This window comes from Marinobacter xiaoshiensis, assembly GCF_031631795.1.
Classification (GTDB): domain Bacteria; phylum Pseudomonadota; class Gammaproteobacteria; order Pseudomonadales; family Oleiphilaceae; genus Marinobacter; species Marinobacter xiaoshiensis.
Map to the genome: position 1 here is coordinate 311,737 of NZ_JAVMBO010000017.1, position 16,447 is coordinate 328,183.

17 protein-coding genes are annotated in these 16,447 nt (G+C 56.3%); 10 read left to right on the forward strand and 7 right to left on the reverse strand.

Going from position 1 to position 16,447, the window contains the following annotated elements; genetic code table 11:
- Positions 1-12 precede the first annotated feature (12 nt).
- The 3 genes from trpE to rpe form a co-directional block, all read right to left on the reverse strand.
- The gene (gene trpE, locus RKA07_RS13270) at positions 13-1,500 is read right to left on the reverse strand and encodes an anthranilate synthase component I (protein ID WP_200202217.1); all 1,488 of its coding nucleotides are present in this window, start codon (positions 1,498-1,500) and stop codon (positions 13-15) included.
- A 247-nt stretch (positions 1,501-1,747) separates the two neighbouring features.
- Entirely contained in the window at positions 1,748-2,437 is a 690-nt protein-coding gene (locus tag RKA07_RS13275; RefSeq protein WP_200202216.1) for a phosphoglycolate phosphatase, read from the reverse strand.
- Entirely contained in the window at positions 2,434-3,135 is a 702-nt protein-coding gene (gene rpe, locus RKA07_RS13280) for a ribulose-phosphate 3-epimerase (protein ID WP_200202215.1), read from the reverse strand. Before rpe ends, RKA07_RS13275 begins: the two co-directional genes overlap by 4 nt.
- Positions 3,136-3,225: 90 nt before the next feature.
- Here rpe and RKA07_RS13285 point away from each other — a divergent pair, with 90 nt between their 5' ends.
- Entirely contained in the window at positions 3,226-4,173 is a 948-nt protein-coding gene (locus RKA07_RS13285; protein ID WP_200202214.1) for a DUF3530 family protein, read from the forward strand.
- 14 nt (positions 4,174-4,187) lie between these two features.
- Here RKA07_RS13285 and RKA07_RS13290 read toward each other — a convergent pair whose 3' ends face one another.
- Genes RKA07_RS13290 through RKA07_RS13300 form a run of 3 tightly spaced genes read right to left on the reverse strand, consistent with a single transcriptional unit; the run spans position 4,188 to position 6,689 of the window.
- A complete protein-coding gene (locus tag RKA07_RS13290) occupies positions 4,188-4,937 on the reverse strand; it encodes a co-chaperone DjlA (RefSeq protein ID WP_200202213.1) in 750 nt (249 codons plus the stop codon).
- Positions 4,938-4,941: 4 nt separating this feature from the next.
- Positions 4,942-5,649 (reverse strand): N-acetylmuramate alpha-1-phosphate uridylyltransferase MurU, encoded by a 708-nt coding sequence (gene murU, locus RKA07_RS13295; protein WP_310966523.1) that lies wholly within the window; start codon positions 5,647-5,649, stop codon positions 4,942-4,944.
- On the reverse strand, positions 5,646-6,689 hold the full coding sequence (locus RKA07_RS13300) for an aminoglycoside phosphotransferase family protein (protein ID WP_310966524.1): 1,044 nt from the start codon (positions 6,687-6,689) through the stop codon (positions 5,646-5,648). Before RKA07_RS13300 ends, murU begins: the two co-directional genes overlap by 4 nt.
- Before the next feature lie 354 nt (positions 6,690-7,043).
- Between RKA07_RS13300 and RKA07_RS13305 the strand changes: the two genes are divergently transcribed.
- The 9 genes from RKA07_RS13305 (at position 7,044) to slmA (ending at position 15,631) form a co-directional block, all read left to right on the forward strand.
- Positions 7,044-9,344 carry an LPS-assembly protein LptD gene (locus tag RKA07_RS13305; RefSeq protein ID WP_310966749.1) on the forward strand — a complete coding sequence of 767 codons (2,301 nt, stop codon included), beginning with the start codon at positions 7,044-7,046 and terminating at the stop codon, positions 9,342-9,344.
- 75 nt (positions 9,345-9,419) lie between these two features.
- A complete protein-coding gene (locus RKA07_RS13310; RefSeq protein WP_200202210.1) occupies positions 9,420-10,775 on the forward strand; it encodes a peptidylprolyl isomerase in 1,356 nt (451 codons plus the stop codon).
- Positions 10,775-11,800, forward strand: a complete 1,026-nt coding sequence (pdxA, locus tag RKA07_RS13315) for a 4-hydroxythreonine-4-phosphate dehydrogenase PdxA (protein WP_200202209.1) — start codon at positions 10,775-10,777, stop codon at positions 11,798-11,800. The genes RKA07_RS13310 and pdxA overlap by 1 nt, the downstream gene beginning before the upstream one ends.
- Positions 11,797-12,660, forward strand: coding sequence for a 16S rRNA (adenine(1518)-N(6)/adenine(1519)-N(6))-dimethyltransferase RsmA (gene rsmA, locus RKA07_RS13320; RefSeq protein ID WP_310966526.1), 864 nt, complete (start codon positions 11,797-11,799; stop codon positions 12,658-12,660). Before pdxA ends, rsmA begins: the two co-directional genes overlap by 4 nt.
- Positions 12,653-13,453 (forward strand): symmetrical bis(5'-nucleosyl)-tetraphosphatase, encoded by an 801-nt coding sequence (locus tag RKA07_RS13325; RefSeq protein WP_200202208.1) that lies wholly within the window; start codon positions 12,653-12,655, stop codon positions 13,451-13,453. The genes rsmA and RKA07_RS13325 overlap by 8 nt, the downstream gene beginning before the upstream one ends.
- 43 nt (positions 13,454-13,496) lie before the next feature.
- Positions 13,497-13,871 (forward strand): DUF423 domain-containing protein, encoded by a 375-nt coding sequence (locus RKA07_RS13330; protein WP_200369936.1) that lies wholly within the window; start codon positions 13,497-13,499, stop codon positions 13,869-13,871.
- A gap of 7 nt (positions 13,872-13,878) precedes the next feature.
- Positions 13,879-14,079 carry a sulfur carrier protein ThiS gene (gene thiS, locus RKA07_RS13335; protein ID WP_200202207.1) on the forward strand — a complete coding sequence of 67 codons (201 nt, stop codon included), beginning with the start codon at positions 13,879-13,881 and terminating at the stop codon, positions 14,077-14,079.
- A gap of 84 nt (positions 14,080-14,163) precedes the next feature.
- Positions 14,164-14,973: a thiazole synthase gene (locus RKA07_RS13340; protein WP_310966527.1), complete on the forward strand. Its 810-nt coding sequence runs from the start codon at positions 14,164-14,166 to the stop codon at positions 14,971-14,973.
- Positions 14,974-15,001: 28 nt separating this feature from the next.
- Entirely contained in the window at positions 15,002-15,631 is a 630-nt protein-coding gene (slmA, locus tag RKA07_RS13345) for a nucleoid occlusion factor SlmA (protein ID WP_200369754.1), read from the forward strand.
- Here slmA and RKA07_RS13350 read toward each other — a convergent pair.
- Positions 15,598-16,422 carry an inositol monophosphatase family protein gene (locus RKA07_RS13350; RefSeq protein ID WP_200202205.1) on the reverse strand — a complete coding sequence of 275 codons (825 nt, stop codon included), beginning with the start codon at positions 16,420-16,422 and terminating at the stop codon, positions 15,598-15,600. The genes slmA and RKA07_RS13350 overlap by 34 nt on opposite strands.
- Positions 16,423-16,447 lie beyond the last annotated feature (25 nt).

Consider the following 16,447-nt stretch of genomic DNA (forward strand, 5'->3'; position numbering starts at 1 on the left):
GTATCCCTCGCCTCAGTGGTTAAAATCGTTGTAGGTCATGGCCACCGCGCGGAAGATGGCGCGGCCCTTGTTCATGGTTTCTTTCCACTCAAGGCGAGGAACTGAATCGGCAACTATGCCGGCGCCGGCCTGTATGTGCAGGGTATTGTCCTTGATAACGGCGGTGCGGATAGCGATTGCGGTATCCATGTTGCCATTGAACGAGAGATAGCCCACAGCGCCGCCGTATACACCACGCTTCACCGGCTCCAGTTCATCAATGATTTCCATGGCCCGGGTTTTCGGGGCGCCGCTCAGGGTGCCTGCAGGCAGGGTGGCCTTGAGTACATCAAGGCAGCTGATGCCGTCTTTTACCTGGCCAGTCACGTTGGACACAATGTGCATCACGTGGGAGTAGCGCTCTACCGCCATTTTTTCGGTGAGCTTCACGGTGCCGGTTTCCGATATGCGGCCGGCGTCGTTGCGGCCCAGGTCTATCAGCATCAGGTGCTCGGCGATTTCTTTCGGATCGGCCAGCAATTCGGCTTCAAGCGCTCGGTCTTCTGCATCGGTGGCGCCGCGTTTGCGGGTGCCGGCGATGGGGCGAACAGTGACTTCCCGGTCTTCCATACGCGCCAGGATTTCCGGGGAAGAGCCCACAATGTGGAAATCGTCCAAATCCAGGAAGTACATGTATGGAGATGGGTTAAGTACCCTGAGTGAGCGATAGAGATTAAGTGGCGGTGCTTCAAACGGAATCGACATGCGCTGGGAGATGACGGTTTGCATCACGTCGCCGTCCAGCACGTAATCCTTGATTTTACCAACAGCGGCTTCGAACTTTTCCTGGCTGAAGCCTGATACAAACTCGCTTTCATCCACCGTTTTCCCGCGCAGATGAGCTGGCGTTTGTGGAGCATTGGCGGTTTGCCGGTGTAGTTTCTGTTCGAGTTCGTCGAGCCTTGATTGTGCTTGTTCGTAGCTACCGTCATCCGCCGGATTCACATGCACTATCAGGTGCAGCTTGCCCCGCAGGTTGTCGAATACCACCAGTTCGTCGGAGACCATCAGCAGTATATCGGGGGTGCCTATGCGATCCGGGGGGCAGCTGGTAGCCAGGCGCTTTTCGATATAGCGAACCGTGTCATATCCGAAATAGCCCACCAGACCGCCATTGAAACGGGGTAGCTCTTCCAGATCCGGGGCGTTGAAGCGTTCCTGGTAACTGGCTACAAATGCCAGAGGGTCTTCTACTTCAGCAGCTTCGATTAGTTCGCCGTGCCGACGAATCTCGATACGGTGGTCGAACACCTTGAGCACTTCCTGGCTGGGCAGACCAATGATGGAGTAGCGGCCCCATTTTTCGCCACCCTGAACGGATTCAAACAGGTACGAATATGGCCCGCTGGCGAGCTTGAGGTAGGTGCTTAAAGGGGTGTCCATGTCCGCGAGGACTTCACGATACACGGGGATACGATTGAAGCCGGCCTGTGCCAGCTTGCGGAACTGTTCGGAGTTCATGGTCGGGTTTCCTGGGATCTGATCTGCGTTCGAGCAGGCAAACGGTACTGTAGGTTTCGCCTGTCGGGTGGTGGCGTTAAGCGGGCAGGGGCGCGCTTTTCGCCGGGCTGAGATTATTCAGCCGGTACGCCATCGCCACCATCGTGTTGCGCGGGTAGTCAGGATGCCTCGCGCGGCAGTCAGATTCAGTCCCTGCACGGCAGGAATCTCCCGAATTGAAAAGAATTAAAGTCCAAGAGTTGAGAGGTTACAAAAGCTCGCTCAGGGAATCAACCACAGCGTCCGCTCCAAGCGCATGTACTCGTCGGCCAAAATTGTAGCCATAGGTGACAGCAACACAGGGAATACCTGCAGCCTGGGCAGCGGTGACATCTGCAGCAGAGTCACCAATCATTACGGTGGTGCCTCGACTGCCTTTCAGTGCTCCCATGGCGTGAAGCAAGGGGCCAGGGTCTGGTTTTCTTGTTTCCAGCGTATCGCCACCAATCACCAGTTTAAAGTGGTAATCCAGCCCCAGCTGTTTCAATAAAGGGCCCACAAACTGTTCTGGCTTGTTGGTTACTACGGCCATGGGGCAGTTACGCTCACTCAGGAATTCCAGGCAGGCTTTAACACCGGGGTATACCACCGCATGTTGGCCGTTGAACTCCCGATAGTTGGCATAAAATAGCGCCAGCGCGTCGTCAAAAAGAGCATCGTCGGCTGCACGTGCAGGTTCCCAGTCGGCTTTGCCAGCCAGGGCACGACGCATCAGAATGGGGGAGCCGTGACCCACCCATTGGCGCACCTGTTCAAGGCCGGCGGGCTTGCGCCCAAGCTGCTCGAGGGTGCGGTCAACCGCCGCGGCAAGATCCGGTGCACTGTCTACCAGAGTGCCATCCAGATCAAACAGGGCAACCCCGGGCCAGCGGGCGTTAAACAGGCCAGCCAGGCTCATTGGTTTGGCACCTGGTGACCCAATGCAGTGCGGGCCTGCTCCAACTCCTGACGCATGGCGTCAATGGTGGCTTTATAATCGTCAGTATTAAAAATAGCGGAGCCCGCAACAAAGGTGTCTGCACCGGCTTCGGCAATTTCACGAATATTGTCGATTTTTACGCCGCCGTCGATTTCCAGCCTGATGTTGTAATTGCTGGCGTCGATGCGCTTGCGGGCATCCCGAAGTTTGTCGAGGGTGCCAGGAATGAACTTCTGACCGCCAAAGCCCGGGTTGACCGACATCATCAGCACCATGTCGAGCTTATCCATTACATGGTCCATGTAATGCAGTGGTGTGGCGGGGTTGAATACCAGGCCTGCTTTACAGCCGCCCTCACGAATCAGTTGCAGTGAGCGGTCAATGTGCTGGGACGCCTCCGGGTGGAAGGTGATGTAGCTGGCACCGGCGTCGATAAACATGCGGATCAGGTCATCCACCGGCGATACCATCAGGTGTACATCGATGGGTGCGGTAACACCATGTTTACGTAGGGCTTCGCATACCATCGGCCCAATGGTCAGGTTGGGCACATAATGGTTGTCCATAACGTCAAAGTGCACCACGTCTGCGCCAGCGGCCAGTACGTTATCCACTTCTTCGCCCAAACGAGCAAAATCAGCAGACAAAATGGATGGGGCAATCAGATAAGGATTCATCACGGTTCTCGCAAACAATTGGCAGCCATTAATAATAATGACAGTCTAACAGCACCAGAGCGTGTTTTCGTAGCCAGAGGAGCTGGAACTGTGCGCCGAATCAGAACAATTAGTAAAAGCATATACCCTGGGCGCATTACCGGTTGCCTGTTGGCCTTTATGCTGGCAGTTGCTGGGACGTCAGCATTAGCGCAGGATCAGGACAAAGATGCAGAGCCCGCGCCATCTGCTTCTACCGAAGTGCGGGGTGTCGTCTCTTCCGGACAGGGTGAGTGGGGTTTGAGCCAGCGATTTCCGGATTCTGCGCTCTGGCTTGAGCTGGAGGACGGCACACGCACGCTGGCGCTGTTCTGGCCCGAGATGGAAACGCCGGCACGAGGCGCCGTGATCATTCTGGCGGATGAAGGCGAGAACGCGGAATCGGGGCTGGCTGGTGCTCTTGCCCGGGAGTTGACCCATCGTAAACTGGCTGTGCTCAGCCTGGGGCTGGAAACACCGCCAGCGGCCCTCAAGAGGATACTGGAACGTCCGCAGCTTGCACCGGAAGCCAAGCCGGAAGGGCAGAGCCCGGAAGCTGCCATTCCGACCACGATTGACGTTATGGCGGTGGAAGCCCCGGGAGATCAGGAAACCGCCTATCGGGAGCGAATTCGCGATGAACTTGCGGCCGGAGCCGCGGAACTTAACACGCGTGAATACGAGCTGGTAGCCCTGGTCGGTATAGGGCGAGGCAGTAATCATGTTGTGTCCTACGCAGCTGGGTTGGGGACACCTCCTGCGCTGATATGGGCTGGGCCAAAGTTTTATCCGGGTGATGCTGAGCGGCTTGCCCCCACACTTGAGAAAGCCTCGGTGCCGCGTATTCTGGAGTTGTCGTCGTCTGGTGAAGGTAGCGACCGAAGGGCAAGTTTGGCGAGAGCCGGAGTGCAAGGCTTTAGCCTGCAGCCAGTGGGTTCGGGAACGGGATTTGTCCCGCGAGATGGGAAGGCTCTTGCGGGCAGGATAGCCGCCTGGTTAGCACCGGATGCACGACAATAGCGGATGCTGCGACTTCAGAGGCGACGCCGGATCATCTCCCAGGCTTGTTGGTAGGCTAGCAGCCGCTCTTTGGCCAGGGCCCGTTCGGCGGAGGTGAGTTGCTGTTGCGCCAGCTTGTCCGGATGGCACTCGGAGACTTTTTTACGGTATGCGCGCTTGATGGTTGCCACAGGGTCCCGCCGTGTAACGCCCAATAGGGCGCAGGCCTGCTCGAGGTTGACTGGCGTGGACGGCGCGTTGCTGATGTCACCCCATACCCGGCTGGCGTAACTGTCGAAAATGTCTTCGCTGATGCTGACCGGCATGCCAATGTGGTCAATCGTATCCTCGCAGCGGTAGCGGCGGGGTTTGCCTGGTCGGCCTTTGAGTTGGGCGGCATGGCACAGGCAAATGGCCATTTTCAACGCAGGGGCTGGCCAGACGCGATGGCTGAGCCTGAGTGTCAGCCCGGTAAGCGGAGGCAGCGTTTCCGATGCTTTGCCTTGCTGGAAGCTGCTGATGGCCTTGCGTCTTTGGCGCTTGGACAGCCTTAGCGCTGTAATAAGGTTTTCTGCAAACCCTATGTCCTGCTCCGAAACTCGACCCTCCGATTTCGCAATGTAACCCAGAAAGAAAAACAGAGGGCGCCGGCACCAGCGGGGCAGGCTGGTTTTGCCAATCAGAGTGTGCGCCTGGTGGCTGGATGCTGAAAGCTTGTGCAGCAGGGTAGAAAATTCAGCTTCCATTCGCGGCGGCAGGGCGGGTTGCGCTGAATGAGTTCCCATCGGGCTATGGCTCCTGAGCGGCCAGTTGCTGATCCAGCGCCCGCAATCGCTCAGGTGTTCCAACATCAACCCAGCTGCCAAGGTGGTGCAGGCCGGCTACCCGGCTTTTAGCCATAGCTGCCCGCAAGACGGGCCCGAGTTTTCCGGCCTGATCCGTCAGCCCCTCAAACAACCTTCGGTGAAGAAGGCTGATGCCGGTAAAGGTCAGCTTCTCGCCCTCTTTGCCAGCACATTCTTCGGAAAGCAGGCCGTTGTCGTTCAGGCAAAAATCACCTTTTCGGTGATGCACCGGGTTGTCTGCCATCACCAGAATTGCGTCGAGAGACGCTTGTTCACCCGAGGCTGGTGGCTGTAACCGGGTCAGGTCGAAGTCGCTCCAGATGTCCCCGTTGATAACCATAAACCACTGGGTGTCGCTGGATTCAAGTAGCGGTAAGGCGCGGACAATGCCGCCGGCAGTTTCCAGTGGTTCGCCTTCTCGTGAGTAGTGCAGGGACAGGCCGAACCGATCACCTCCACCCAGGGTGTACTCAATTTGCTCGCCGAGCCAGGCATGGTTGATGACCACGTCCCGGAAACCGGCACGGTTCAGATGCTCAAGATGATGCTCGATGAGCGGTTTGCCGCCTGCACTGAGTAAGGGTTTTGGCGTGGTCAGGGTGAGTGGCCGCATGCGCTCTCCCTTGCCGGCTGCAAGAATCATTGCTTTCACTGAGTATGCTCCTGGGCCGGAATTGGGCCAATCAACTCTTCAATCCGCGGCACAGCAACTGCAGCCAGCCAGTCATGGAAATGCCTCAATGCAGGTTGCCGCTGGCTGGCGGTGAGCAGGTAGCCGACAGTGCGGGGAATGTCTTCAAGATAGCGAGTTTTGCCGTCACGCATGGCCAGGCGGGCAAAAATGCCGGCGGCTTTCAGGTGGCGCTGCATGCCCATCAATTCAAACCACTGGCGGAAAGTGTCCTGGTCTGCACGATGCAGTCCTGCTTGCTGGCTCTTTTTGCGGAAGCTTTCCAGCCACTCACAAATACGCTCCTCAGGCCACTGGATGTAGCAGTCCTTGAGCAGTGACACTGCGTCGTAGGTTACCGGGCCGGATACGGCATCCTGAAAATCAATCACACCAGGGCGAGTGTCCTGTTCTCGCACCAGCAGATTTCGGGAGTGGTAATCCCGGTGTACGGTGACCTCCGGTTGGGCCAGAGCGCTCTCGCGGAGCAGTGCAAAGGTGGTGTCGAGCATGGATTTCTCAACATTATCGAGCGTCAGCCCGAGGTAGCCTTCCAGCAACCAGTCCCGGAATAGAGCCATTTCGCGGTTCAGCAGTGCTGCATTATAGGCTGGCAGAGGGTGGTGGGGTTGTGGGGGGATTTGCTGGATACGAACAAGCTCGTCCAGAGCGCCCTGATAAAGAGAGTTTGCTGTATCCGGGGTTAGCTGACCCAGCATTAACCTGTCGCCAAAGTCCTCCAGCAAGAGAAAGCCGCGCACCGGGTCGGCTTCGAATATCCGGGGAACTGCAATTCCGGACTGACGCCAATACCTGCCGATGAGCACGAAGGGTCCACAGTCCTCCAGCTCGGGGGGTGAATCCATAACAATAAATGGGGTTTGGTTGCCGTTCGCCTCCGTTTTGCAGACCCGAAAGTAGCGCCGGAAACTGGCATCGCCGGAAACGGGTTGGGCTTCGGCGTTCTCAAAGCCGGGGAACTGGCTGACCCAGGCGGTCAGCATCTGCAGGCGGTTATCCATAGCTCGGGCTGTTATCCTGGAAAAGTGTGCATTGTAAACATAACGTTGGTTAGCCGGAGTTGCACCGATTAAAAGCGCTCTCCTGTTGGCTTCTTTGCATGGAGTATAAAGAGGGTAAGCCGGATTTGCAGCGGAGTTTCGTTTATCCGGTCCCGTTTCCGTTAACAAGCCTTCGGGGCACGTGTAAACTAGGCCGCTGTTGTTTGTGTTTAGGCGCTCTGTTGCACTATCCACACTCCTTCATGCACCTGGAACAGGAACCTCGCTACCGTGCCAATGTCCGACAGCTATCTGCAGGCGCAGAAAGGCACGTTGCAACGCCGGTTTGCGAGCCTGTTTGCCGGGTTTGCCCTGATGTCGGCTGCCAGTTTGTCTGCTGGCGCAGATACGCCATCTGCGGCCGAGCTGGATTGGCGCCCGAAAAGCCAGCTTCCCGATGCGGTCAGGGATTCATTGCCGGTATTTTGCTCCGGCGGGTACCTGCCTTCGGGCTTTGGCGAAGATGACTCAGCTGTTTTTGGTGAAAGCCCTGATGGCGCAGCTGCCCTGCAAGCCAGCGGCTTGAACGCCCGTTATGAAATAGATCGGGAACTCTATCTGCAGGGCGATGTCCAGGTGCGCCAGGGTAGCTTTCAGGTGACCGGCTCTGAGGCCCGGTATAGCCAGAGTGCTGGCCAGGTGTCGATTCAAGGCCCCTTGGTGAGCCGTGGTGACGGGTTTTTGTTGACTGGTGAGCGCGCTGAATACAGCGTCGACTCCGGGCGATTTGATATCAATACCGCGACTTTTCTGCTGCATGGCCCGGAAATGCGGGGCAGTGCCGGAAGCCTTTCCCGGGTGGATGATTCCCGGGTAGAAATTCACGACGGCATGCTCACCACCTGCGGCCCGCAGCAAAATGACTGGGCGATTGTGGCCTCCGAAATCGAGCTGGATCAGGCAGAAGGTTTTGGAACCGCCAAGCATGTTCGCCTGGAGGTTCTGGATGTTCCGGTGTTTTACTGGCCCTACGCCAGCTTCCCCATTGATGACCGCCGCAAAACCGGTTTTCTGTACCCGCAGTTTGGTTCCTCCAGCGCGGGCAGCGGCGCATTCATTGCCACGCCTTATTACCTGAACCTGGCACCCCATTACGATGCCACATTTACGCCCCAGTACATCCATGGACGTGGATTGTTTAACGAAGTGGAAGGCCGGTATCTCAGTGGACTGGGCGAGACCACTTTGCAGTTGGGGTATATAGATAACGATTCTGCCTACGCAGACGACAACCCTGCGGAGTCCGGTCAGCGTTGGGCTTTGGATGCTTCTACGCGGGCTGCGTTTGGCAGTGGTTGGAACGGCTATGGTGATTTTTCTGTAGTCAGTGATGAGGATTACCTGAGCGATCTCAACCGCAGCCTGGAAATTAATCAGGCCACGCACCTGCAGCGCAAAGGAGGCGTGCGCTATCAGGGGCAAAACCAGTATTTTGATGTGTATCTCAATGATTATCAGACCGTCAGCGACCGCATTGCCCAGGCAGACAGGCCCTATGCTCAGCTACCGGATGTGGTGTATGCCGGAACCGCCAAAGCCGGCGTGTTTGAGGCAGAGCTGGAAAGCCAGTACACCTGGTTCTATCGCGACAACGACACACTGACAGGGCTCGACAAAGCAAATGGCCAGCGCTTCCGTGCACGCCCGGAGCTGGCCCTGCCAATGCGCGCCCTCTGGGGTTTCAGTCGTCCATCGGTGAGTCTGGATTACACCCGCTACGAGCTGGAAGACTACAGCGCCGGCACGAATGGATTTGATCGTACGGTGCCTGTGGTGGAATGGGACAACGGCCTGTATTTTGATCGTCAGGCGAGCCTGTTTGATGTGCCCTACAACCAGACCCTTGAGCCCCGGTTGTATTACGCCTGGGCCGATGCAGAAGCAGATCAGAACTACATTCCGTCGTTTGATACGGCCTTGCAGACGTTTCGCTTTGAACAGCTGTTCCGTCCAGATCGATTTGTTGGGGGCGACCGTGTAGGGGAGGCTAATCAGTTGACGGTGGCGTTAACCAGCCGTTTCAACGATTTGCTTACCGGCGCCGAGCGGGCTCGTTTCAGCATTGGCCAGGTCCAGTACTTCGAGGATCGTGAGGTGACGCTGTTTGGTGAAGGCGGAAGTGATCGCAGCCGTTCGCCACTGGCGGGAGAGGTGGTGCTGAATCCCTTGCAGAATTTACAAATCCGGTCTTCCGGGTTGTGGGACCCTGAAACTGGAGATACAGAAGAAGGTCGCAGTCAGTTGATTTTCCATTCAGAGGACTACCGGTATCTGGCGAGTGTTGGCCACAGTTACAGCAAAGGCGAGCTGGATCAGTCTGATATTGCGGCGGTTCTCCCGGCAACAGACCGTGTTAGTCTGATCGGCCGCTGGGTGTACGATTCAGATCTGGATCGTACCGTCGGCTCTTTGGCCGGAATTGAGTACAACAATTGCTGCTGGAGTGTTCAGGTGGTTCACCAGAATTACCTGACAGATGATCAGCAGCTGGACAGCCGTATACTGTTCCAGATTCAGCTAAAAGGCCTGGGTGGTAGTGGTGGGTCCTCTACGTCGATCTCCGAAGCTATATATGGGTTTGATGAGCGCGAGCGGCGCCGTTTCGGAACCCGCTGATTCGTTTTGCCCTGACGGTAACCGTGCCATTCCGGTACCCTGTCCGCAGGCTTATTTCTTCATTATGAGGTGATTATGAAGGCGACGATTCGCCAAGGTTTTCAGGCACTGCTGATGGTGTTTGCGGTGGTGCTGTCTTTTTCGGCTCACGCTGAGCGCAAATTGCTCGACCAGGTGGTCGCCATTGTGGATGACGACGTGGTTCTTCAGACTGAACTGGAAGCGCGGGTCAGCACCATTACTGGTCGCCTTGCGGCTCAAGGCACTGGCTTGCCGCCACGTCGCCTTCTTGAAGAGCGGGTTCTGGAACAGCTGATTACCGAGTCTGTCCAGTTGCAGATGGCTGACAAAATGGGCATGCGCATCAGTGATAACGAGCTGAACGAAACCCTCGTCAACATTGCCAAGAGTAACGGCATGAGCCTGTCTGAGTTTGAAAGCCAGCTGGCCGAGGAAGGCGTAAGCTACCGACAGGCCCGGGAACAGATTCGCCAGGAAATGCTCACAGGCCGCGTACAGCAGCGGCTGGTTGGTAACCGCGTTCGCGTGACCGACCGGGAAGTTGAGAACTATCTTCTGGCTTTGGAGTCTGGTGGTGGTAACGACGCTGAGTATCGCCTGGCCTACATATTTATCCAGCTGGATAACCCGGCTGACGATGCGGCAGTAGATGCCACTCGCGAGAAAGCTGAAGCGCTCCGTACCGCTATACTGAATGGACGTGATTTCCGTGAGGTGGCGGTGGCTGAATCCGATGCCAGCAATGCTCTTGAAGGTGGAGATATGGGTTGGCGCCCTGAAAGCCAGTTGCCATCACTGGTTGCGCCAGTTGTACCTGCGCTTGAAATTGGCCAGCCTTCGGAGGTTTTGGAGAACAACAGCGGCTTCCACATGGTTATGGTGATGGACAAGCGCGGTGGTGCCCAGAAAAAGGTCATACAGCAAAATCGTGTGCGCCATATCCTGATTCGGCCTTCTGGAGCGGTCACCGAAGCGGAGGCGGAAGCTACCATTAGGGAGCTTTATCAGCAGTTGCAGGACGGTGCTGATTTTGCAGCCCTGGCGCGGCAGTATTCTGACGACCCGGTTTCCGGATCTGACGGTGGTAATCTGGACTGGGTGAGCCCAGGGCAGATGGTGCCAGCATTTGAGCAAGCCATGCAGGAAGCCGAAGTCGGTGAGATCAAAGGACCGTTCCGTTCCCAGTTTGGTTGGCACATCCTTCTGGTTGAAGAGCGTCGCCAGAAAGACATCAGTGTTGATGTGAAACAGGCGGAAGCGCGCCAGGCTATCTATCGCCGCAAGTTCGACTCCGAGTTGCAAAACTGGCTGAGGGAAATCCGGGATGAAGCCTTTGTTGAACTTAAAGGTGAGTATGCAACCGACACTGTGGAAGACGAACCAAGTGACTCTCAGGATTCTTCAGAATAATGAGTGATGAGATTGTTCTGGCGCTCACGGCGGGTGAGCCTGCCGGCATAGGCCCCGAGCTATGTCTGCAACTGGCGGCAGCTCAACGTGACGCAGGTGTGGTAGTTATCGCCAGCCAGCCGCTGCTGGAGGCTCGGGCCCAGCTTCTGGGCATCAACGTCAAACTGCACCTCTGGCAACCCGGCATGATGCCAAAAAAAGGTGCGGGAGAGCTTTCTGTTTTGCATGTTGAGGGCTGTGCATCGTTTCAGGCGGGCAAGCTGGATGTTGCCAACAGTCACTATGTGCTGGAAACCCTCAAAGTTGCGGCCAACGGCTGTCTTGCGGGTGATTTTGATGGCATGGTTACTGCGCCCGTTCACAAAGGCATCATCAACGAAGCCGGAATTGAGTTCAGTGGCCATACCGAATTCCTGCAAGAACTCTGTGGGGTTGAGCGAGTGGTCATGATGCTTGCCACAGAAGAGCTGCGAGTAGCGTTGGTAACAACTCACTTACCCTTGAAGGACGTATCTGCGGCGGTTACACCAGAGCGGATTACTCAAGTCACCAGGATTCTGAATGCCGATCTGAAAAAGTTTTTCGGCATTGAGAGGCCAAGAATTCTCGTTACCGGTCTGAACCCCCATGCCGGGGAAGGTGGCCATCTTGGTCGGGAAGAAATTGACGTTATTGAGCCAGCACTTGAGAAACTTCGCGCTGAAGGCATGCAGCTGATTGGTCCGCTACCGGCGGATACACTGTTCACACCGCACTGGCTTGATGATGCTGACGCAGCTTTGGCCATGTACCACGATCAGGGGCTGCCTGTTCTCAAGTTTCAGGGTTTTGGGCGAGCTGTAAATATTACCCTGGGTTTGCCCATTGTGCGCACATCGGTAGATCACGGCACAGCGCTGGATCTCGCCGGTACAGGCAAGGCAGACTCCGGCAGTCTGTACACGGCTATCCGGGTGGGTGGGCAAATGGCTCGCTCCCTCAAGTCTGCGAATCGCAAAGCCCCCAACAAAGAGACATCTGAGTGAGTAAAAAAGCCGGCCATCAGGCCAGGAAACGGTTTGGCCAGAACTTCCTTCACGATCCGGGCATCATCGAGCGTATCATTCGGGCCATTCACCCAAAGCCGGATGATGCCATTGTTGAAATCGGCCCCGGCCTTGGTGCGATCACTGAGGAAATCCTGGCGGTTAATCCAAAACTGCAGGTTGTGGAGTTGGATCGAGACCTGATCCCTGTGCTGCGCACCAAGTTTTTCAACTACCCGGAATTTCGCATTCACGAAGCTGACGCACTGAAGTTCGATTTCAGCCAGCTTGTGGATGACAAGCCTCTGCGCATTATTGGCAATTTGCCCTATAACATCTCTACGCCGCTGATATTCCACCTTCTGGCGCAATCGGGTGTGGTGCAAGACATGCACTTCATGCTGCAGAAAGAAGTGGTGCAGCGGATGGCAGCGGTACCTGGTGATAATAATTATGGCCGGCTGGGCATCATGACCCAGTACTTCTGCAAGGTTCAGCCGTTGTTTGAAGTGGGTCCTGGTGCATTCCGGCCCGCTCCAAAAGTGGATTCCGCCATTGTACGGCTGGTTCCTCACAAGGAACTGCCGCATCCGGCCAAAGATCTGGTTACATTGCAGGCGGTTGTAAGAACTGCATTCAACGCTCGCCGGAAAACCTTGCGTAAGGCCTTGGCCGGCATGGTGACCCTGGAGCAGTTGCAGGCTCTGGGTATTAACGACGGCTTGCGGCCCGAAAACCTCAGCCTGGCGGATTACGTTAGCATTGCGGATTTGCTGGCAACTGAAAAAGGTAATGACCCAGCAGCTGTTCAGACTGGTGAAGCTGGCGCAGGAGACGTAAGCGGAGATAGCCATGACTGATTACGCCATAGGCGATATTCAGGGCTGCTATGACCGTTTGCAGGATGTCCTGGCCAAGGTGGGCTTTTCGCCTTCCCGTGACCGCCTCTGGGTGGCGGGAGATTTGATTAATCGTGGCCCATCCTCCCTTAAAACCCTGCGTTACATCGAGAGTCTTGGCGATTCTGCCGTGGTGGTTCTGGGTAATCACGACCTGCACCTTTTGGCAGTAGCGTTTGGCGGCCACGAGCCAAAGCGCAAGGACACGCTCAAGGGAATCCTGAAGGCGCCCGATCGCGATAAGCTCTTGGGGTGGCTACGACAGCAGAATCTGTGCGTGCATGATCCTGAGCGCAACCTCATCATGGCCCATGCGGGCGTGCCTCACATCTGGACTGTTGAACAAGCTTTGGCCAGCGCCCGGGAGGTGGAAGAGGTCATTCGTGGCGAGCACGCCAAGGAATATTTTGCGTTGATGTACGGGAATATTCCGGAAGGGTGGGACGCAAGCCTCACAGGCATGGATCGCTGGCGGGTGATAACCAATTACTTCACCCGGATGCGTTTTATTGCACAAGACGGCAGGCTTGAGCTCACCGCTAAAGAGTCCGTTGGCAGCGCGCCCGAGGGCTATGCCCCCTGGTTTGAATTTCCCCGCCCGGATGACTTGCGCGTGATCTTTGGCCATTGGGCCGCTATCGAAGGTGAGACAGGCAAAGACCGCTTTATAGGCCTGGATACTGGCTGCGTTTGGGGCGGAGCGCTCACCATGATGAACCTGGATACCGGAGAAAAAATCCACTGTGACTGTTGAAGCCTCAAAGCCACACACCTCGGGCCTTATGCGCCTGCCCATTATGATCGGTTCGTTTTTTGCCCTCACTGCGGTCATGGCTGGAGCATTTGGTGCCCATGGCCTGCGTAACCTGGTGAGCGAGCGCAGCCTGGAAGTCTTCCAAACGGCGGTTACCTATCAGATGTATCACGCCATTGCGCTGGTACTGGTTGCTTTGCTGGCAGGCTTTGGGCTTTCGCGGCGATGGCTCGGGCTGGCTGCTGGATTCTTTGTGGCAGGCATTCTGTTGTTCAGTGGCAGCTTGTATACACTGGTGCTGACCGAAATACGGTGGATTGGCCCGGTTACACCCATGGGCGGTGTATGTTTTATGATCGGCTGGCTATTGTTGCTGACCGCTGGCGTGGGCCAGCAAACGAATCAAGAGAGAGGTTAGGGGCGTTATGCAGGTTCAGGTAAATGGCGAAGCCATGGTGCTCACAAAAGGCGCCACCGTTTCATCATTGTTAGAAGAAATGGCACTGACAGGTAAGCGACTGGCGGTGGAAGTAAATGAGGACATAGTGCCTCGCAGCCAGCACGTCGAGTTTACCCTCAATGATGGAGACCGCGTTGAGGTGGTACACGCCATAGGGGGCGGTTAATCCCCATTTAGCCAGGCTGGCTCCTGGCTGTGTTATGCATGTTCAAGAGATTACATCCTTACGTTTTACCAATCCGGAAACACTATGACCGACACACCAGAAATCCTGTTGCCCGAAGATAAACCGCTTGAAATTGCTGGTCGCGTTTATCAGTCGCGGCTGCTGGTTGGCACCGGCAAATACCGTGACCTGGCGGAAACAGGCCGTGCCATCGAAGCGAGTGGTGCTGAAATTGTGACTGTGGCGGTTCGCCGCACAAACCTGGGCCAGAATCCGGATGAGCCTAATCTTCTGGATGTGATTTCCCCGGACCGCTACACCATCCTGCCCAACACGGCAGGCTGTTATACCGCCAAAGACGCAGTGCGCACCTGCAAGCTGGCGCGGGAACTTCTAGACGGTCGCGATCTGGTAAAACTGGAAGTGCTGGGCGAACACAAAACCCTGTACCCGAACATGCCGGAAACCCTGGCAGCTGCGGAAGAACTGATTAAAGACGGTTTCAAGGTAATGGTTTACTGTTCCGACGATCCTTTGCTGGCCACAATTCTTGAGGAAATGGGCTGTATCGCCATCATGCCTTTGGGCGCGCCTATTGGCTCCGGGCTGGGTATTCAGAACCGTTATAACATCCGGTTGATCGTCGAAAATGCCAAGGTTCCAGTGTTGGTGGATGCGGGCGTAGGCACAGCCTCCGATGCCACCATCGCCATGGAACTGGGTTGCGACGGCGTATTGATGAATACCGCCATCGCGCAGGCCAAAGACCCAATCAGAATGGCCAACGCCATGCGTTTGGCCATTGAAGCGGGCCGTGAAGCCTATCTGGCAGGGCGGATGCCCAAAAAGCTGTACGCCAGTGCATCTTCGCCTCTTGATGGTACTTTCTTTTAAGTCAGGCTCTGATTGAGAGAACTGTAGTATGGCTGTAACCGATCAGAAACCGAGTCGCCGGGAGGCTATCCTCCACGCTCTTCTTGAGTTGCTGGAAAAGGAACCTGGCGCCAGGCTTACCACCTCTGTGCTCGCCAAGTCCGTTGGTGTAACAGAGGCGGCGCTGTACCGCCACTTTCCCAGCAAGCGGAAGATGTTTGAAGCGCTTCTGGAGTTTGCGGAGGAAGCGGTATTCTCCCGCTGCCAGGTAATCCTGCAGGAGCAGGAAGATGTGCGCGTGCGTTTGCAGCAGTTAGCCCATCTGGTTTTGGTATTCGCCGAGCGTAATCCGGGCTTGTGTTGTGTGCTGACGGGCGATGCTTTGGTTGGCGAAAACGAGGCGCTGCGCAAGCGTGCTTCCCAGTTTTTCGAGCGCCTGGAAACCCAGGTTCGGCAAACCCTGAAAGAAGGCGACATCCGTCAGGGCTTGCGGCCGCGTACCAGTGCGACTCGGGGTGCGGATTTTGTTCTGGTGTTTATGGAAGGCCGAATTCAGCGGTTTATCCGCTCATCGTTTTCTCGTTTGCCCACGGCTGAGTTTGACGAGAGTTGGGAGTTGGTTGCTGAAGCTGTTTGGCCCAAGCCTCACTCATACCCGGAAGCAGACCGAAGAATCTGACGTATGGGCTCCCAGATGGCAGGCGCCGAAATCAGAATGTCACGGCCCCAAAGGTCTGCCGGGTAACCCTCAGGCACTTCGCTGAAGTGGCCGGCTGTGGCACCAGCCTCGAGGGCGATCAGGCGCGCAGCGGCGAAATCCCAGGGGCTGACGTTTTCGTAGTAGATATCCAGTCTGCCGCAGGCTACCCAGCAAATATCCAGGGCGGCAGAACCGATTCGGCGCAGGTCGCGGCATTCATGGATCATTGCGTTCAGGCGGTTAACCAGTGGGGCCAGGTTGTCTTTGGTGTAAGGGAAGCCAGTTGCAAAGAGTGAGTCTCTGGGAACCGTTGCACCGCTATTGTGAATAGGATTACCGTTGAGCGTGGCGCCGTCGCCGCGGGTGGCGCGGAAGGTTTCGCCGGGGAAGGGTGCATGTACCACGCCGGCTTGCACGCGGCCGTTTTCTGCGTAGGCAATGGACACGGCAACCTGCGGATGGCCGTAGGCGTAGTTTACGGTGCCGTCAATCGGGTCAACGATCCAAAGAGGTGTTTCGAGGTTCTCGGCCTGGCTGAGGTCCGGAGTGTTTTCCTCAGACAGAATACGATGATCCGGGAAGCGTTTCTGAATGGCGCTGGTGATGAATTCATCGGCCATTATATCGGCATGAGTCACCAATTCAGCTTCGTATTTGTATTCAGTGCGGAGGGTGGTTTTATCACGCTCCCTGCGAATCAACTCTCCGGCTTCAGTAGCCAGATCTTCTGCGAAATCGGTAATGTCCCGCAGGGAAACAGAATCAGACATGGCGCCCCCTTTGAACCTTCTCTGA